At 38.4% G+C, this 15699-nt stretch carries 18 protein-coding genes, 4 tRNA genes and 2 pseudogenes; 11 read left to right on the top strand and 13 right to left on the bottom strand.

The features are described from left to right. Positions 1–7 precede the first annotated feature (7 nt). Positions 8–472 carry a thioredoxin-dependent thiol peroxidase gene (gene bcp, locus AB1A03_RS11525; RefSeq protein WP_354624788.1) on the top strand — a complete coding sequence of 155 codons (465 nt, stop codon included), beginning with the start codon at positions 8–10 and terminating at the stop codon, positions 470–472. A gap of 59 nt (positions 473–531) precedes the next feature. Here the strand turns inward: bcp and AB1A03_RS11515 are convergent. Together AB1A03_RS11515 and AB1A03_RS11510 are read right to left on the bottom strand one after the other, a co-directional pair. Next, a pseudogene (locus tag AB1A03_RS11515) lies at positions 532–1601 on the bottom strand (AI-2E family transporter). A gap of 25 nt (positions 1602–1626) precedes the next feature. Continuing rightward, on the bottom strand, positions 1627–1860 hold the full coding sequence (locus AB1A03_RS11510) for a sulfurtransferase TusA family protein (RefSeq protein ID WP_354624785.1): 234 nt from the start codon (positions 1858–1860) through the stop codon (positions 1627–1629). 124 nt (positions 1861–1984) lie between these two features. Here AB1A03_RS11510 and bepA point away from each other — a divergent pair, with 124 nt between their 5' ends. The 3 genes from bepA (at position 1985) to AB1A03_RS11495 (ending at position 5332) form a co-directional block, all read left to right on the top strand. After that, a complete protein-coding gene (gene bepA, locus AB1A03_RS11505; RefSeq protein WP_354624784.1) occupies positions 1985–3430 on the top strand; it encodes a beta-barrel assembly-enhancing protease in 1446 nt (481 codons plus the stop codon). Between the two features lie 115 nt (positions 3431–3545). Next, complete coding sequence (locus tag AB1A03_RS11500) at positions 3546–4166, top strand: LysE family translocator (RefSeq protein ID WP_354624783.1); 621 nt, start codon at positions 3546–3548, stop codon at positions 4164–4166. 113 nt (positions 4167–4279) lie between these two features. Beyond that, positions 4280–5332, top strand: a complete 1053-nt coding sequence (locus tag AB1A03_RS11495; RefSeq protein ID WP_354624782.1) for an aldo/keto reductase — start codon at positions 4280–4282, stop codon at positions 5330–5332. A 61-nt stretch (positions 5333–5393) separates the two neighbouring features. On the opposite strand, the gene minE is transcribed toward AB1A03_RS11495, so the two are convergent. The 3 genes from minE to minC are packed head-to-tail and all read right to left on the bottom strand — an operon-like array spanning position 5394 to position 7136. Further along, a complete protein-coding gene (gene minE, locus AB1A03_RS11490; protein ID WP_354624781.1) occupies positions 5394–5675 on the bottom strand; it encodes a cell division topological specificity factor MinE in 282 nt (93 codons plus the stop codon). Between the two features lies 1 nt (position 5676). After that, positions 5677–6489, bottom strand: a complete 813-nt coding sequence (gene minD / locus AB1A03_RS11485; protein WP_354624780.1) for a septum site-determining protein MinD — start codon at positions 6487–6489, stop codon at positions 5677–5679. Between the two features lie 17 nt (positions 6490–6506). Then, positions 6507–7136, bottom strand: coding sequence for a septum site-determining protein MinC (gene minC / locus AB1A03_RS11480; RefSeq protein ID WP_354624779.1), 630 nt, complete (start codon positions 7134–7136; stop codon positions 6507–6509). A 226-nt stretch (positions 7137–7362) separates the two neighbouring features. On the opposite strand from minC, the gene AB1A03_RS11475 reads away from it, so the two are divergent. The 5 genes from AB1A03_RS11475 to AB1A03_RS11455 are packed head-to-tail and all read left to right on the top strand — an operon-like array spanning position 7363 to position 9947. Further along, entirely contained in the window at positions 7363–7662 is a 300-nt protein-coding gene (locus tag AB1A03_RS11475) for a YcgL domain-containing protein (protein WP_354624778.1), read from the top strand. Next, a complete protein-coding gene (locus tag AB1A03_RS11470; RefSeq protein ID WP_354624777.1) occupies positions 7649–8680 on the top strand; it encodes a lytic murein transglycosylase in 1032 nt (343 codons plus the stop codon). The genes AB1A03_RS11475 and AB1A03_RS11470 overlap by 14 nt, the downstream gene beginning before the upstream one ends. A 7-nt stretch (positions 8681–8687) precedes the next feature. Further along, the gene (locus AB1A03_RS11465) at positions 8688–9128 is read left to right on the top strand and encodes a YcgN family cysteine cluster protein (RefSeq protein WP_354624776.1); all 441 of its coding nucleotides are present in this window, start codon (positions 8688–8690) and stop codon (positions 9126–9128) included. A gap of 32 nt (positions 9129–9160) precedes the next feature. Next, a complete protein-coding gene (arsC, locus tag AB1A03_RS11460; RefSeq protein ID WP_354624775.1) occupies positions 9161–9511 on the top strand; it encodes an arsenate reductase (glutaredoxin) in 351 nt (116 codons plus the stop codon). A 58-nt stretch (positions 9512–9569) separates the two neighbouring features. Then, positions 9570–9947, top strand: a complete 378-nt coding sequence (locus AB1A03_RS11455) for a DUF2069 domain-containing protein (protein ID WP_354624774.1) — start codon at positions 9570–9572, stop codon at positions 9945–9947. A 2-nt stretch (positions 9948–9949) separates the two neighbouring features. Here the strand turns inward: AB1A03_RS11455 and hda are convergent. Continuing rightward, a pseudogene (gene hda, locus AB1A03_RS11450) lies at positions 9950–10677 on the bottom strand (DnaA inactivator Hda). Positions 10678–10689: 12 nt separating this feature from the next. Next, entirely contained in the window at positions 10690–11745 is a 1056-nt protein-coding gene (locus tag AB1A03_RS11445; protein ID WP_354624773.1) for a DUF8605 domain-containing protein, read from the bottom strand. A 283-nt stretch (positions 11746–12028) separates the two neighbouring features. Between AB1A03_RS11445 and purM the strand changes: the two genes are divergently transcribed. Together purM and purN are read left to right on the top strand one after the other, a co-directional pair. After that, positions 12029–13069 (top strand): phosphoribosylformylglycinamidine cyclo-ligase, encoded by a 1041-nt coding sequence (gene purM, locus AB1A03_RS11440; protein WP_354624772.1) that lies wholly within the window; start codon positions 12029–12031, stop codon positions 13067–13069. Between the two features lie 6 nt (positions 13070–13075). Continuing rightward, on the top strand, positions 13076–13738 hold the full coding sequence (purN, locus tag AB1A03_RS11435; protein WP_354624771.1) for a phosphoribosylglycinamide formyltransferase: 663 nt from the start codon (positions 13076–13078) through the stop codon (positions 13736–13738). 73 nt (positions 13739–13811) lie between these two features. Here the strand turns inward: purN and AB1A03_RS11430 are convergent, their stop codons facing one another. The 6 genes from AB1A03_RS11430 to AB1A03_RS11405 all read right to left on the bottom strand — a co-directional run bounded on the left by AB1A03_RS11430 (position 13812) and on the right by AB1A03_RS11405 (position 15559). Next, entirely contained in the window at positions 13812–14489 is a 678-nt protein-coding gene (locus AB1A03_RS11430) for an LrgB family protein (RefSeq protein WP_354624770.1), read from the bottom strand. 1 nt (position 14490) lies between these two features. Further along, the gene (locus AB1A03_RS11425; RefSeq protein ID WP_354624769.1) at positions 14491–14904 is read right to left on the bottom strand and encodes a CidA/LrgA family protein; all 414 of its coding nucleotides are present in this window, start codon (positions 14902–14904) and stop codon (positions 14491–14493) included. A gap of 152 nt (positions 14905–15056) precedes the next feature. Further along, positions 15057–15132 (bottom strand) — tRNA-Asn (locus AB1A03_RS11420). A 68-nt stretch (positions 15133–15200) separates the two neighbouring features. Then, positions 15201–15276 (bottom strand) — tRNA-Asn (locus AB1A03_RS11415). Between the two features lie 68 nt (positions 15277–15344). Beyond that, a tRNA-Asn gene (locus AB1A03_RS11410) sits at positions 15345–15420 on the bottom strand. A 63-nt stretch (positions 15421–15483) separates the two neighbouring features. Next, a tRNA-Asn gene (locus AB1A03_RS11405) sits at positions 15484–15559 on the bottom strand. Positions 15560–15699: the final 140 nt, after the last annotated feature.

Here is a 15699-nt window from a genome sequence, read left to right as displayed (position 1 = left end):
AATAGCAATGAAACGATTGATTGCAGGTGATGCTGCACCACTATTTACATTACAAGATGACCAAGAAAATAACATCTCACTAGCCGATTTATCAGGTAAAAAAGTACTCATCTATTTTTACCCAAGGGCCTTAACACCGGGCTGCACTACTCAGGCATGTGGCTTACGTGATGTCAAAGAGGAGCTTGCCGCATTCAATACCGTGGTTTATGGTGTAAGCCCTGATCCAGTGAAAAAATTAGCGAGTTTCGTTGAAAAAAAATCACTGAATTTCCCCTTACTTTCAGATCCAGACCATGCCATTGCAGAGGCATTTGGCGTATGGGGCGAGAAAAAATTTATGGGGAAAATCTATGATGGAATCCATCGAATCAGTTTTTTAATTAATGAGCAGGGAGTCATTGAAAAGGTATTTGATAAATTCAAAACCAAGGAGCACCATCAAGTCGTGTTAGATTACCTACAAAAATAGCCTCATTACCTAACATAAAAAGGGCATTATGCCCTTTTTCTCTATTCTCAATTAACCATTTATTGATCTAATTGCTCTAAATGTTCTTGAGTGGGCCAAGCATTCAATACTGCTTTAACTAAAGTCGCCAAGGGGATCGCAAAAAATACCCCCCAAAATCCCCACAAACCACCAAAAACCAACACCGACATAATAATGACAACGGGATGTAAATTAACGGCTTCTGAAAATAAAATAGGCACAATTAAATTACCATCAATAACTTGAATTAATCCATAGGCGACCATTAAGTAAATAAAGTCGGCGGTCACCCCCATTGAAAAAGAGCAACAAGCGCAACCGGGATAGTAACAGCTGCAGCACCTATATAAGGAATCAGAACCGACAAACCAACCAACAAGGCTAGCAGCGCAGAGTAACGTAAGTCCATCAGTAAAAAGGTAATATAAGTGCTACCACCAACAATCAATATTTCTATGATTTTGCCTTGAATGTAATTCATTATTTGACCATTCATTTCCACCCAAACTTGATCGGTCAATTTACGGTTACGCGGTAAGAATTTTACAAAGCTAGCAATCAGAAATGTTTTATCTTTAAGCATGAAAACCATCATCATAGGCACTAATACAGCATAAATTATTAACGCGGCAATATTTAACAGAGAAGCAAAAGATTGTGATAATAAAAATCCACCACTCTCTAATATATATGAACGCACCTTTACAACGATTTGGTTAATGGTATTAGGATCAATGACATCCGGGTATTGTGCAGGTAAAGTTGAAACATAACCTTGTATTTGATTAAACATAGCAGGTAAATCTTTGATTAACTCAGCACCTTGTTTAAATACTGTTGGCAGTACCCCAAGGAAAGCAAAAATGGCAACAGATACAAACAAAAGCATCACTAAAAATGTTGCAACTGTCCGGTTTAATCTGCAACGCACAAGATAATTAACAGGCCAATCAAGAAGGTATGCAAGTACCAAAGCAACGAAAACAGGAACAAGAATATTTCCCAAGAAATAAAAAATCAAAATAGCGAATGCAAGTAATAGGAATAAAGCACTTAAATTAGGATCTTCAAAGCGATTTTTGTACCATTGTGTTAATTGACCAAACATAAATCCTTGCACCTCTACTCAAAAACTAACTAAAATGAATAACTAACTTTATTATATTCTCGTGCTCATTAATCACATATTGATAGCCCTTTTTATCAAAATAGTCTTTAATATCTTGCAGGCTTCGATAATTATCAAACAGTAAACAAGCTGAGTGGCTTTCAGTGATTGATATTACCTTTTTTTGCGCTAATAAAAACTGTTTAACAATGATTAAAGACATAGGACAACGCATTGATTGTAAATCTATTATTTTCATATCTCTTTACTGGTTAAAAACGACTAATAATTATTACCTTTCCACTGATATAAGACAATCATCGCTTGCAATATATTACAGCTTGTTTATTCTTTTATCATCTTTCTATTAGCTTGTGGTTACCGTGTTTAAGAAATCATTCCCGTTTTCACTTTATCTTTTTTCTATTTTATGGTGTTCAATTGCAACGGCCTCTCAAGAGCTGCCTGATATTGGTACCGTAGGATCTTCTGCATTAACCATAGATAAAGAAAAAGAATATGGTTGGGCCTTTCGAATGATGGCAAATCAAGCACTTCCTATTATCCATGATCCAGTGCTGAATAAATATATTGATGATTTAGGCGATAACCTTGTCGCGCATGCCGATTCAGTAAAATTACCCTTTCACTTTTTTCTTATCCAAGATAAAGAGATCAATGCTGCTGCATTTTTAGGTGGAAATGTAAAAATTCATACTGGATTATTTCTCTATGCAAAAAATGAAAGTGAATTGGCAAGTGTTCTCGCACACGAAATCGCACATATTACGCAACGTCATTTAGCGCGTATGTTAGAACAGCAGTCTATTAATAGCCCGACGACACTAGCCGCATTAGCTGGCTCAGTATTACTTACGTTAGTGAATCCTGCAGCAGGTATAGCCGCACTCAGTACAAGCATGGCAGTATCCATGCAATCACAAATAAATTATACACGCCAAAATGAATATGAGGCGGACAGGATAGGCATACAAACCTTGGCAAACGCAGGTTATGACCCCTATGGAATGGCTAACTTTTTTTCTAAATTAGCAGAAAAATATAAATACGCGACCATGCCACCACAAATGCTATTAACTCACCCAATACCAGAAACACGACTGGCTGAATCTCGCCTTCGGGCAAGCCAATTTCCCGTAAAAAAAGTGAAAAACAATTTAGCTTATCAGCTGAGCAAAGCACGAATCATCGTTCGTTACAATGATGCCCCTGCACAAACATCGATTAACTTTTATCAAAATCAATTAAAAAATAAAAGCTATCAACTTGAAGAAGCTGCTGAATATGGTCTCACTCTTGCTTATTTGCAAAATAAAGATTATGAAAAAGCTCATGAAATGACTTTAGCTTTGTTAAAAAACAATCCCAGCAACCTATTTTTCATCGACCTTTTAGCCGACACGGCGATCAGCGTAAAGAAACCCGAAGAGGCAATTAAGGTATTACAAGCCTATTATAAGCAATCACCTGAAAACCCGGTTTACACTCTGAATTTAGTTAATATATTGCAAATGACGAAACAGTACCAAGAAGCAGAAGAAAAACTAGCACTGTTTATTCGCACACATCCGAATAATATATTGGCACATCAATTAGCAATAGATTTATATCGTCAAATGAAAAAACCGGCAAAAGAGCATGCGAGTAAAGCGCAATACTTAGCTTTATTAGGTCAATTTAGAGAAGCAAGTCAAGAAATGGGCAGCGCACTTATTTATGCCGATAATAAGTTAGATCAAGCTCGTTATGCGGCTCAAATTGAAAATTATAAAAAAGATGATTTAAAATTAAGATCCTTACAAAAGTAACAATACTAATTTATTGGATGATTCCCATTGCTATAATGGCCCCACTTAATTAATTTCAATGAACCAACATGATGGATGACGATGCTAACTTTAGATAGCATCCTATGGAGCTGTAATGGAACTTTCCGTTTTACTTATCTTTGCCCCTACATTTTTTGCCGTATCAGCAACGCCAGGTATGTGCATGACGCTAGCGATGACGCTTGGCATGACTATTGGCGTTCGCCGCTGTTTATGGATGATTGTAGGTGAATTAGCAGGGGTCGCGCTCGTTTGTATTTCCGCGCTAATAGGTGTTGCCACTATTTTGTTAACTAACCCTGGGCTGTTCTTAACACTTAAATATATTGGTGGCAGCTACCTTGGTTATTTAGGCATTCAACTATGGTTATCACGTGGAAAAATGGCTCTCCAAGAGGATTTTTCCATCCCACAAAAAACATCTGCTCCAGCATTAGCAATGCAAGGCTTTATCACCGCTATTGCCAATCCTAAGGGATGGGCGTTTATCATTTCATTGCTTCCCCCATTTATTGACTCTAGCCAACCTCTACATCCGCAAGCAACGATTTTAATTGCTATTATATTATGCTTTGAACTTATTTGTTTGCTACTTTACGCAACCGGAGGAAGAACCTTACGTCACTTACTACAACAACGCGGTAATATCATATTAATGAATAGAATAGCAGGTACTCTTATGATAGGTATTGCACTTTGGTTAGTGGTAATTTAAGGCTATCTTTATACCCATGAGAGTTCAAGATGCAAAGTCAGCAAGAAAAAGAGTACCGAGATGCGAGGCAAAAAATTGAAGTATAGTTATTTTTGATTTATTGAGGAATTACCATGGAATATTCGACATTAGGCAGCAGTGGCCTTTCCGTTTCACGCATCTGCTTAGGCAGCATGACTTGGGGATTACAAAATAATCAACAAGAAGCCAATACGCAGATAGAACACGCTCTTGCACAGGGCATCAACTTTATTGATACTGCAGAAATGTATGCCGTGCCGCCCTCACCTGAAACTTATGGCAAAACAGAAACGATTATTGGTAACTGGTTGGATGCCAACAAAACAGAGAGAAAAAAAATTATTCTTGCCAGCAAAATTGCAGGAGCAGGACTCCCTTGGGTGCGTGATGGAGGCCCAATAACGGGCGCGGCCGTTGAGAAAGCGGTCGAGGCATCACTTAAACGTTTAAAAACTGATTATATCGACCTATTTCAGTTGCATTGGCCGAACCGCACTTCACCACATTTCGGCAAGCACTGGCCTAATCAGTTTAAATTCAGTGATGCTAAAAGCGCAGACCAAAATGCCCAAATGCTAGATATTTTAAAGGGTCTACAACGCTGCATAGCGGCTGGTAAAATTCGCTTTTGTGGACTATCGGACGATTCTCCGTGGGGAATAAATACCTACCTGAAGTTAAGTGCAAAACACGATTTACCCCGAATGGTATCCATTCAAAATGAATTTAACTTGCTACACACTAAAGATTGGCCCTATTTAATAGAAAATTGTGTGCATGAAGATATCGCCTACTTGCCTTGGTCCCCTCTTGCTGGAGGTATGTTAAGTGGCAAGTATCAAAATAATGCACGCCCAGCAGGGAGCCGTTGGACTTTTGCACAACGCAATAGTTTATTCAGAGACACAGCCACAGCGCACCAAGCAATCAAAGCTTATGGCGAAATTGCACAGCAAAACAATATGACAACGGCACAACTCGCGTTAGCATGGTGCAATCAAGTTGATGGCGTCACTTCGACTATCATCGGTGCGACAAGAATGGACCAATTGAAAGAGGATATAGAAGCCTTCTCTAAACCATTGAGTACACAAACACTTGGTGATATTAATAACGTGCTTAAACTTTATCCACAACCGTTTTAATTACCCTGCCGAATAAAAAGCTGTAATTTAATGAACAGCTTTTTATTCATCTTAGCCACGCTTACTTTATTAATTCTTGAGCGTGTTTAGGCAATGCCACATTCACTTCCAATACAGACATGTCATCATCAGCTTTATCTGTAAATTCACAGGTCACATCATTACTCGATATGTCCATATATTTACGTATAACTGCAATAATTTCTTGCTGCATTTCAGGTAAATAAGCGGGTCTAATGGCATTTGAATGTTCATGTGCAACAATAATTTGCAAACGATCTTTGGCAAGTTTAGCACTACCTTTCTTTGGTTTTTCTTGTCTAAAGTACTGTAATATTCCCATTTTACCCTCCAAATATACGGCTTAAAAAACTTTTCTTCTGGTGAGTAATAAAACGAAACTCTCGTTCAATACCCATTAAACGATCAACCGTATCTTGGTATGCTTTTCCTGCATCGCACTCTTGATTCAAAATAATTGGCTCACCTAAATTTGATGCATTTAGCACATCTTGAGATTCAGGAATAACCCCTATCAACTCAATACCGAGTAAATCATCAATATCCTCTATACTTAGCATTTCCTCTCTTTCAACACGCTCAGGACTGTAGCGAGTAATGAGCAAATGGACTTTAACTGGCGAAAGTTGTTGTTCTGAACGATATGATTTACTAGATAACATACCCGTTATACGATCAGAATCTCGTACTGAGGATACTTCTGGATTAGTCGTGACAATCGCTTCATCAGCAAAGTATAAAGCCATCATAGCCCCCTGCTCTATGCCAGCGGGGGAATCACAAATAATATATTCAAAGCCTTCCTCTTTTAAGGTGGAAATAACTTTATCAACACCCTCTTTAGTCAATGCATCTTTATTTCTTGTTTGTGATGCCGGCAGTATATACAAATCATTAATACGTTTATCTTTAACTAATGCTTGTTGTAGATTTGCTTCACCATTAATCACATTGATAAGATCATAAACAACACGGCGTTCACATCCCATAATTAAATCAAGATTACGTAAGCCTATATCAAAATCAATTACGACAGTTTTAGCACCACTCTTTGCAAGGCCACAGCCAATTGCAGCACTACTCGTCGTTTTTCCAACCCCACCCTTACCAGATGTTACGACAATAACTTTTGCCATTTTCATTCCTTAACTAATTAAATTTGAGTTAACTTGTTTAATACGATTTGTTCATCTTGTAATGAAACCATACAATTCCCACCTACAAAATGAGTATCAAGATCATCACTTAATTTATATACACCAGCAATAGAAACAAGCTCAGGGCTCAATATTTGACAGAATATTGCTGCACTTTTATTGCCCATAGCACCAGCCAATGCTTTACCGCGTAATGCACCATATATGTGAACACTTCCATCGGCAATCACTTCGGCTCCTGCGCCAACGTCACCATTGATGACTAAATCACTTTCCTTTGCATAAATCTGCTGCCCTGATCGTACACGTCCACTATAAATTGTTGTTTTTATGCTCGGCGGAATAAATGCACTGGGTTCAACGACAACCTCACCACTGCTTTCAATATCACTTTCAACTTCTTTTTCTACTTTATCACGACGAGGACTATGCTTAGAACTGCTCAATATAGCAATTTTTGCTGCTTTTAACTGCTCTTTTTGTGATACAGAAAGCTCTCCGGTCACCCCCACTAAAATAAATGCCTGCTCATGCACTATTGCTTGTAACTGGGCAAAATCGATGCTAATTGCTTCATTATCAACTTTAATAACAATCGGTGCACCATTAAAGAAATCTGGTGCCATAGCCCGTTTTTTAATAAGCACATCAGAAAAAACAGACAGAGATCTTCACTGTCAATATCCACCACCAACAAGGTGAAATTTAAAGATTTCAATGCCATAATCATCCTATATTTAAAATATTGTAAGTGCCTGACGTAAAAAATCAGTAATTTTCTATAAAAATTAATTATCTAGGCATGTTATAGTTTGCTATAACAATAGGCAAGTAAAGGGCTATATTACTATTATGTTATGTGCTGTATATAAAAGTATTCGTAAACAACAGACTTATCTTTTTATCGCCAAAAGAGATGACTTTTCGATGGTACCAGATGCGCTACTTACACAATTTGGTCCACCACAGCTAGTCTCTTTACTCAATATTAAAGAAGAAACCAAACTTGCGTTAACAGAGGCAAAAAATGTCCTTTCTGCGATCACAAAAACTGGTTATTATTTACAACTACCTCCCCCACCCATTGACCATTTAGCTGAGCACAAAAAATGGCAAAAAAAACAACAAGGACACAGTAATGAAATTGATTAACTCAGCACATCGCTGCACCTTACTAAAAAAGTTATATATTTCGGGATTAGTACTTTTATTTGGCACATCACTCGTGCAGGCCGAGGAACAGCAGAAAATACCATTTGAACAATATGTTGAGCAACTAAAGAGCGAAGCCAAGGCAGCAGGTATTGATGCCAATGTTGTCGATAATGCATTTCAAAACGTAGAGTTTCTTCAACGCAGCATTAAATCAGATAAAGCACAGCCAGAATTTAAACTCACCTTGGATACTTATATTCCTCGTGCTGTACCAAATTGGAAAATAGAACAAGCTCGGGAAGCTTATAAAAAACATTATCATCTACTACACAAAATAGGTAAAGAGTACGGCGTACAACCCCGCTTTATCGTTGCACTATGGGGAATCGAAACAAATTTCGGCAAACTAACGGGTAACCATTATATTATCTCCGCTTTAACCACCATGGCCTATGATGGACGTCGAGAAGCATTATTCAAAAAACAATTATTTGCTGCATTAACCATATTGCAACAGGGCCATGTTAGCCAAGATAACTTTTTAGGTTCATGGGCTGGCGCCATGGGGCAAGTACAATTTATGCCAACCTCTTATTTAAATTATGCGGTTGATTACGATGGTGATGGCAAAAAAGATATTTGGAATAATTATGCCGATGTGTTTGCTTCAGCGGCCAATTATTTAAAAACAGAAGGTTGGGATTCCACAGAAACGTGGGGCCGACAAATTTTATTGCCCGAAAATTTTGATGTAACGTTAGCGGGACTCGACAAACAAAAATCGTTACCCGAATGGCAAGCGCTAGGGATTCGTCGCTTTGATGGTAGCGCATTACCAAAAGTCGATATCATGGCCTCCATTGTTATTCCGGATGATGCTAGCGGTCGAGTCTACCTCGCTTACAATAATTACCGTGTATTAATGCACTGGAATCGTTCTTACTACTTTGCAACGGCAGTCAGCTATCTATCAGAACGAATTAACTACCCTCGCATAGCACCACCATTACAATAGGATCAACATGGCTAAATTTTGGCAAGAAAAAACACTTTCTCAGATGACTACCAGTGAATGGGAATCATTATGCGATGGATGCGGGAAGTGTTGTCTAAATAAAATAATTGATGATGATACAGAAGAGCTATATTTTACCAATGTAGCTTGTCATTTATTAAATACTAAATCATGTCAATGTAAAAAATATGATCAACGTTTTAAATTAGTCAAAGATTGCGTCAAAATTTCGCTAGATGATATTAACCAATTTCATTGGCTACCAGGCAGCTGTGCTTATCGCTTACTCGTTGAAGGTAAAGCATTACCGGCATGGCACCCCTTACTCACAGGCAGTAAATCAGCCATGCATAAAGCAGGTGCATCCATTCGTGGAAAAATTATCTCAGAGACAACGATTGATCCGGAAAACCTGGAAGATTACATTGTGCTTTGGCCTGCTGAATAATATAAGAAAGATACACTAAATAAGGAGTAACCATGACAGATATTATCATTTACCATAATCCCCGTTGTTCGAAAAGTCGCGAAACCTTAGCCCTTATTGAAGGTAAAAGTGATTCGATCGAAATAATAAAATACCTTGATACGCCACCAACGAAGGCGACATTACAGCAAATTATCTCACAGTTAGGCTTCACTTCTGCGCGACAACTGATGCGCACTAAAGAAGCGTTATATAGTACATTAGCTTTACAAGATGAGAAAGACGAATCGGTTTTACTGACGGCAATGATAAATAACCCTAAGCTAATTGAACGTCCCATTGTTATTGCCAATGGCAAAGCTGCAATTGGTCGCCCACCAGAAACGGTTCTTGCTATTATCTAAATGGTTAAAGGGGCAACAATCCCCTTTAATAACATCTATTATTGATTAAGTTACCAACATGAAAATAGAACATTACCGATTGTCAGCAAAAATAGGCTATTTTGGGCTATTGCTCCTCATACCTTGTTGGCATCTATGGTTATCACCACCTACATTAAACCTTTCTGGATGGCTTGTTAGTGCAATTTGGCTTATTCCTCTCTTATTTCCCTTGAAGGGAATAATCAAGGGTTCCCCCTATACTTATGCATGGAGTGGCTTTATTGCGCTATTTTACCTAATGCATGGGATTGTGATTTTAATTAGCTCTGAGACGGAAAGAATACTGGCAGGTATTGAGTTATTATTAACCCTTCTCTTTTTAATTGGGGGTATCTATTATGCAAAATATAAAGGGCAAGAGTTAGGGTTAAGTATCCGGAAAAAAAAACAATAAAATTAAAGGTCTAACACCTCTTTTACAAATGGAATGGTCAACTTACGCTTGGCCACCAAGGACGCGTTATCAAGACGGTCAAGAGTTGTTAATAATGTTTTCATTTCCCTCGATAGACGATTTAATAAGAACCGCCCAACATCTACGGGCAATTTCATTCCTTTTAATTGCGCACGAAGTTGCAATGCACCAAGTTTCTCTTCATCGCTCAAAGAGGCTAAGTGATAACAGGCCCCCCACTCAAGCCTAGATACTAAATCGTCAAGCTTAATCCCCAATTTTTTAGGTAAATTACTCGCACACAATACCAAACTTGAACCTGCTGGACGACTTTTTTCACTATCGGACCAACGATTATAAAAATCAAATAGCGCTTTTTCCCATTTGGCATTACCCGCTATCGCATCAATATTATCAATACACAGCAGTGTGACTGACTCCATATTCTCAAAAATATCTAAGGTCATCCCCTGATAATGATGCAAGGGGATATAGGCTACACTATCGCCCCGTTCATCAACTTCAGAGCAAAGGGCATGTAACAGGTGTGACGTCCACTTCCAGACTCCCCCCACATATATAAGACAGGAACACCTAGTCCAACGACACTGTTTTTTAGTTGCGTTAATAGATCTGCATTTTGTCCCGGGTAAAAACTAGCAAATGTTTCATCATCGGGTAATTTTAGTGCTAGTAATGGATATTGAAAGCGCAATTCATCCTGCGGCATATTGCTCCCCAATTAACGCCAATTAAAGTTAAATTCGTTACTATCTGATAGTTCTGCTTGTAAATGAGGCTGAGCAAGAAGGCCATTTTTGAAACTATCTAGTCCACCATTTACTTGTATATCTATAGTGACGGTAGAAACATCCACATGCGCAATTGAATAACTTGATACTGATAATAAATTCCCCAATAAGGCCGTCAATTCGGTGAGCTGGGCAAGAGACGTAATACCATTAACGGTAATCGTCTGACTCAACTCTCCATCTGGATTAATAGAAATCGCATATTGACCGGCATAATAATCAGCGACTTTATCAATCATCGCAGTTATCAATGACTCTTTACTACCGCGAGACTCTTCGTTTATAAGTACTCTACTCTGTTTATTTTGCTCATTATAAGTCACTAGCTGCCATGTTAACGTCCCCATCGAGGTACTATCTTCCTGCCATTGAGCGACCACAAAATGATTCGTATTGTAGCGCATTGAGGCTGAGGCTATTTGCCCATAAAAACGCCCAGAAACATCGGAAACAGAGATAGCCAAATTATCATCAAGATCCATCAAAGGAAACTGTAATTTAATACCACGATTTAGCTGTTCATTTTGCAACGTTTGTGACAAGACATTATCGCTCGCACTGGTGATCACATTGTCGGAAACAAGCTTTCGCTCACCTTGTCCATCACTAATTAACCAGACTAGCGTTATTGGTCGGGTATCTCCCCAAATAGATTGCTGCATATCTGTTAGCGCTTGATTAATTTTATGTTTATCAAAGACAGCCGTAAAATAACGTGTGCTACCTAAGTTCACATAACCATATTGAGAAAGCATGGTATTGATATTTTGAAATAAGCTATTACTATCGCTAAGCGCTGTTATTTCCTTATTACCAGAAACTTTTATCAACACTTGCTTAAGTGCTAATGACTTTAATTGCGCTTCATTTTGATTTTCGACAACAATATACCCTTGATAAGGGTCGTCAAATTGAGTGGCATTAATTAAACAACTAAATAAAAAAAGTAAAATACATAAACTGCGTAACACAACAATTACTCTCATTAATCTAACTACCAATAGCAAGGGACAAAATTAGATCATAAGCAGATCTAATTGTATTGCAAGGTGATAATAACAATAAAATGGTCAAACTTATCAATTCCCCTAAAACAGCTTCTATCTCAACGGAAAAAACGGCTAATTTCATCGAAAATAGAATAAATTCATAATCAAATTTAAAATCAATTGATAAATCATTAGATCCTGCTCATATAAATGCTAAAATACCCCCGGTCATAAATTCAATAAAAGCGACAATCGCTTTTAAATTCTGCGGGGATTGCAAGTGAGCAAGGAAAAAACCTCTTTAAGCTATAAAGACGCTGGCGTTGATATTGACGCGGGTACAGCATTAGTTGAACGTATTAAAAGTGTAGCAAAACGCACTAAACGCCCAGAAGTAATGGGAGGTTTAGGTGGTTTTGGTGCTTTGTGTCAGCTACCAACCGGGTATAAAGAGCCTTTATTAGTTGCAGGTACCGATGGTGTAGGTACAAAACTGCGTCTGGCAATTGATCTAAAAAAACATGATACCGTTGGTATCGATCTCGTGGCCATGTGTGTTAACGACCTTATTGTACAAGGTGCCGAGCCACTATTTTTCTTAGACTACTATGCAACAGGTAAACTTGATGTTGACGTAGCAGCAGATGTAGTAACAGGTATTGGCGCGGGTTGTGAGCTTTCAAATTGCTCACTTATCGGTGGTGAAACAGCTGAAATGCCAGGTATGTATGAAGGTGATGATTATGATATAGCCGGCTTTTGTGTTGGCGTTGTTGAAAAATCAGAAGTCATCGATGGGACAAAAGTGGCTGCTGGTGATGCATTAATCGCGGTTGCTTCAAGTGGCCCTCATTCAAATGGCTACTCTTTAATTCGTAAAATTTTAGAAGTCTCGGAAGCAGACACAAGCGCGGCATTTGGTGAGTCAACCCTTGGTGAAACGCTATTAACGCCGACTAAAATTTACGTAAAATCAACCTTAGAACTCATTAAAAACTGTCCAGTACATGCGATCTCACACATCACTGGCGGTGGTTTTTGGGAAAATATTCCACGCGTATTACCTGCCGGTAGCAAAGCTGTTATCGATGGGAAAAGTTGGCAATGGCCTGAAATATTTAATTGGTTACAAGAAAATGGCAATGTTGAAACAGAAGAGATGTATCGCACATTTAACTGTGGTGTTGGCTTAATGATCGTTGTACCTGATAGTGAAAAAGAGAAAGCAGTTGAGATTTTGTCAGCACAAGGCGAAAACGCTTGGGTATTAGGACACATAGAAAACGCAGCTGAAAATGAAGCGCAGGTAGAGATAAACTAGGTATTTATGACAACTTTAACAACTAAAAAGATAGTCGTACTTATTTCTGGAAATGGCAGTAATCTGCAAGCTATCATCGATAAAGTGCATAACAAAACATTTGCTCAGCAAACTGCTGAGCTCGTTGCCGTTATTAGCAATAAAGCTGATGCTTATGGTTTACAGCTAGCTCAAGAAGCCAACATTCCCACTAAAATCATTGAAAGTGTGCCAGGCATGCTACGCGAAGAGTACGATGCGCTATTAAGCGAAACAATTGATACTCTACAGCCTGATTTGATCGTAATGGCTGGCTTTATGCGCATTTTAAGTGCTGCATTTGTAAATAAATACTTTGGCAAAATGCTTAACATCCACCCTTCATTACTGCCCAAATATACTGGTGTAAAAACACATCAAAGAGCAATTGAAGCAGGAGATAAAGAGCACGGAGCAAGTGTGCATTTTGTTACACCAGAGTTAGACAGTGGACCGACGGTATTACAGGCCAAAGTGCCTGTATTTCCTGAAGATGAAATCACAGACTTAGCTGAACGGGTGTTAACACAAGAACACTTAATCTATCCCTTAGTTGTACAGTGGTTTATAACAGGCCGCTTATCCATGATTAATGGGCAAGCGGTGCTGGATGGTAATATCCTTCCTAGCAGTGGCTATGCCGCAGATTAATGTTTAATGTCATAGGTAATAAATAGCCGAGGTTTTACTCGGCTATTTTTTTGATTGGCATTTTTAAAATATTTTAAAAAAGTATTACGTAAAAAACAGGCATTAGTAGCGCGGACAATATCGCACAAAGTATTAACGCTACCGAAGAAAAAGCCCCTGACACTTGATCCACCTCAAGTACTTTTGCTGTCCCCAACGCATGCGAAGCGCAGCCAATGGCAACCCCCTGCGCCTGCTTATCGTGAACCCCCACCAAACTTAGAAAGCCCAGACCAACACTAGCCCCAATAATACCAGCAAAGATAACCATCGCAGCCGTTAATGAAATTATCCCACCTAAACTTCGGCTAATTTCCATTGCAATCGGCGTAGTAACTGACTGAGCGGCAACAGATGCCGACGTAACGAGATCGGCACCAAGCAATGGCATAATATAAAAAGCACAGCAAAAAGCACTCACCACCGATAATAAACAGGCGAGCAAAATCCCCTTTAATTTCGCCTTAATCAAATGAAGCTGTAAATAGAGCGGCAATGCTAACGCAACGACTGCAGGCTCTAATAAAGCGGTCAATGGATAGGCTCCGCGTTCATAATCACGAAAATCCAAAGCAAACAGATAATGAATAGCAATTAGAGAAGCGATTGACAATAGTACGGGATTAAAAATGGGCCATGCTCTTTTTGCATGTAAATGTCGGCATGCAAAAAAAACTAATAATGTTAACGGTAATGCAAGATAAAAAAACAAACTACATATCCTTTTCTTTATTCAAAAATTGATAAAAATGGCCAATAACAAACAAAATAAGAAAAGTGGTAAACAATAAAGAGCAAACAATAACAAGCCAATTATCAAGAATCAGTTCAAAGTAATTTAACAAACCGACTCCAATAGGGATAAAGAGCAATGCCATATATTTTAAAATAAAATTACCGGACATCATGATCCATTTACTTTTAACAAGTGAGGTAGATAGCCCAATAAAGAGTAAAACTAAGCCGATAATACTACCAGGAAAAGGAATAGGTAGATAAGCACTAATAACTTTACCAATGATTAAGAACAGTAGAATAAGCAGAAATCCACGCAAAAAATCAATGCTTGCATGGATAAAAGCGGACAAACGAGCAGTAATATGTATTTTTTTATTGTTATTAATCATAGTGAATGTTTTTAAAAAATAATCTCTAAATAATAGCAGTACACAGAAATAAAAACACTTATTCGTTAGCAGTTTACAGTAATTGCTAATAGCGACAAAAAATTAGAAGTAAAAAAAAACCTAAGCTTATCAACTAAGCTTAGGTTTCAAAGTGGCTCCTCTTGCTGGGCTTGAACCAGCGACACACGGATTAACAGTCCGTTGCTCTACCAACTGAGCTAAAGAGGAATTGTTTATTTTATTTATTTTTACGTGGTTTCACACGTTCAGCCTGATGCGAATCAAACTAAAGAAAGTGGCTCCTCTTGCTGGGCTTGAACCAGCGACACACGGATTAACAGTCCGTTGCTCTACCAACTGAGCTAAAGAGGAATTGTTTATTTTATTTATTTTTACGTGGTTTCGCACGTTCAGCCTGATGCGAATCAAACTGAAGAAAGTGGCTCCTCTTGCTGGGCTTGAACCAGCGACACACGGATTAACAGTCCGTTGCTCTACCAACTGAGCTAAAGAGGAATTGTTTATTTATTTTTACGTGGTTTCACACGTTCAGCCTGATGCGAATCAAACTGAAGAAAGTGGCTCCTCTTGCTGGGCTTGAACCAGCGACACACGGATTAACAGTCCGTTGCTCTACCAACTGAGCTAAAGAGGAATCGTTAAGACGGGCGCAGTATATTTTTTGCGTTTCTTTCTGTCAACCGAAAACAGAGATAAAAAAATTGGTTGCTGATATTTCAAGCAACCAATCACAAAATAACACCTTTAGTTGATATTTATTCGTCGCTTCCCATA

The sequence above is a fragment of the Psychromonas sp. MME2 genome (assembly GCF_040566515.1).
GTDB lineage: Bacteria > Pseudomonadota > Gammaproteobacteria > Enterobacterales > Psychromonadaceae > Psychromonas.
Note: the sequence above shows the minus strand (reverse complement) of the source record. Positions and strands in the feature narration are given on the sequence as shown.

Bases quoted from the DNA above. Each gene is read 5' to 3' on its own strand.
- AB1A03_RS11510 (WP_354624785.1), bottom strand. From the start codon at position 1,860: ATGAAAATAATAGATTTACAATCAATGCGTTGTCCTATGTCTTTAATC.
- AB1A03_RS11475 (WP_354624778.1), top strand. From the start codon at position 7,363: ATGTTATGTGCTGTATATAAAAGTATTCGTAAACAACAGACTTATCTT.
- bcp (WP_354624788.1), top strand. From the start codon at position 8: ATGAAACGATTGATTGCAGGTGATGCTGCACCACTATTTACATTACAA.
- AB1A03_RS11495 (WP_354624782.1), top strand. From the start codon at position 4,280: ATGGAATATTCGACATTAGGCAGCAGTGGCCTTTCCGTTTCACGCATC.
- AB1A03_RS11465 (WP_354624776.1), top strand. From the start codon at position 8,688: ATGGCTAAATTTTGGCAAGAAAAAACACTTTCTCAGATGACTACCAGT.
- minC (WP_354624779.1), bottom strand. From the start codon at position 7,136: ATGGCACCAGATTTCTTTAATGGTGCACCGATTGTTATTAAAGTTGAT.
- arsC (WP_354624775.1), top strand. From the start codon at position 9,161: ATGACAGATATTATCATTTACCATAATCCCCGTTGTTCGAAAAGTCGC.
- AB1A03_RS11455 (WP_354624774.1), top strand. From the start codon at position 9,570: ATGAAAATAGAACATTACCGATTGTCAGCAAAAATAGGCTATTTTGGG.
- minE (WP_354624781.1), bottom strand. From the start codon at position 5,675: ATGGGAATATTACAGTACTTTAGACAAGAAAAACCAAAGAAAGGTAGT.
- minD (WP_354624780.1), bottom strand. From the start codon at position 6,489: ATGGCAAAAGTTATTGTCGTAACATCTGGTAAGGGTGGGGTTGGAAAA.
- AB1A03_RS11445 (WP_354624773.1), bottom strand. From the start codon at position 11,745: ATGAGAGTAATTGTTGTGTTACGCAGTTTATGTATTTTACTTTTTTTA.
- AB1A03_RS11425 (WP_354624769.1), bottom strand. From the start codon at position 14,904: ATGATTAATAACAATAAAAAAATACATATTACTGCTCGTTTGTCCGCT.
- purN (WP_354624771.1), top strand. From the start codon at position 13,076: ATGACAACTTTAACAACTAAAAAGATAGTCGTACTTATTTCTGGAAAT.
- AB1A03_RS11500 (WP_354624783.1), top strand. From the start codon at position 3,546: ATGGAACTTTCCGTTTTACTTATCTTTGCCCCTACATTTTTTGCCGTA.
- AB1A03_RS11470 (WP_354624777.1), top strand. From the start codon at position 7,649: ATGAAATTGATTAACTCAGCACATCGCTGCACCTTACTAAAAAAGTTA.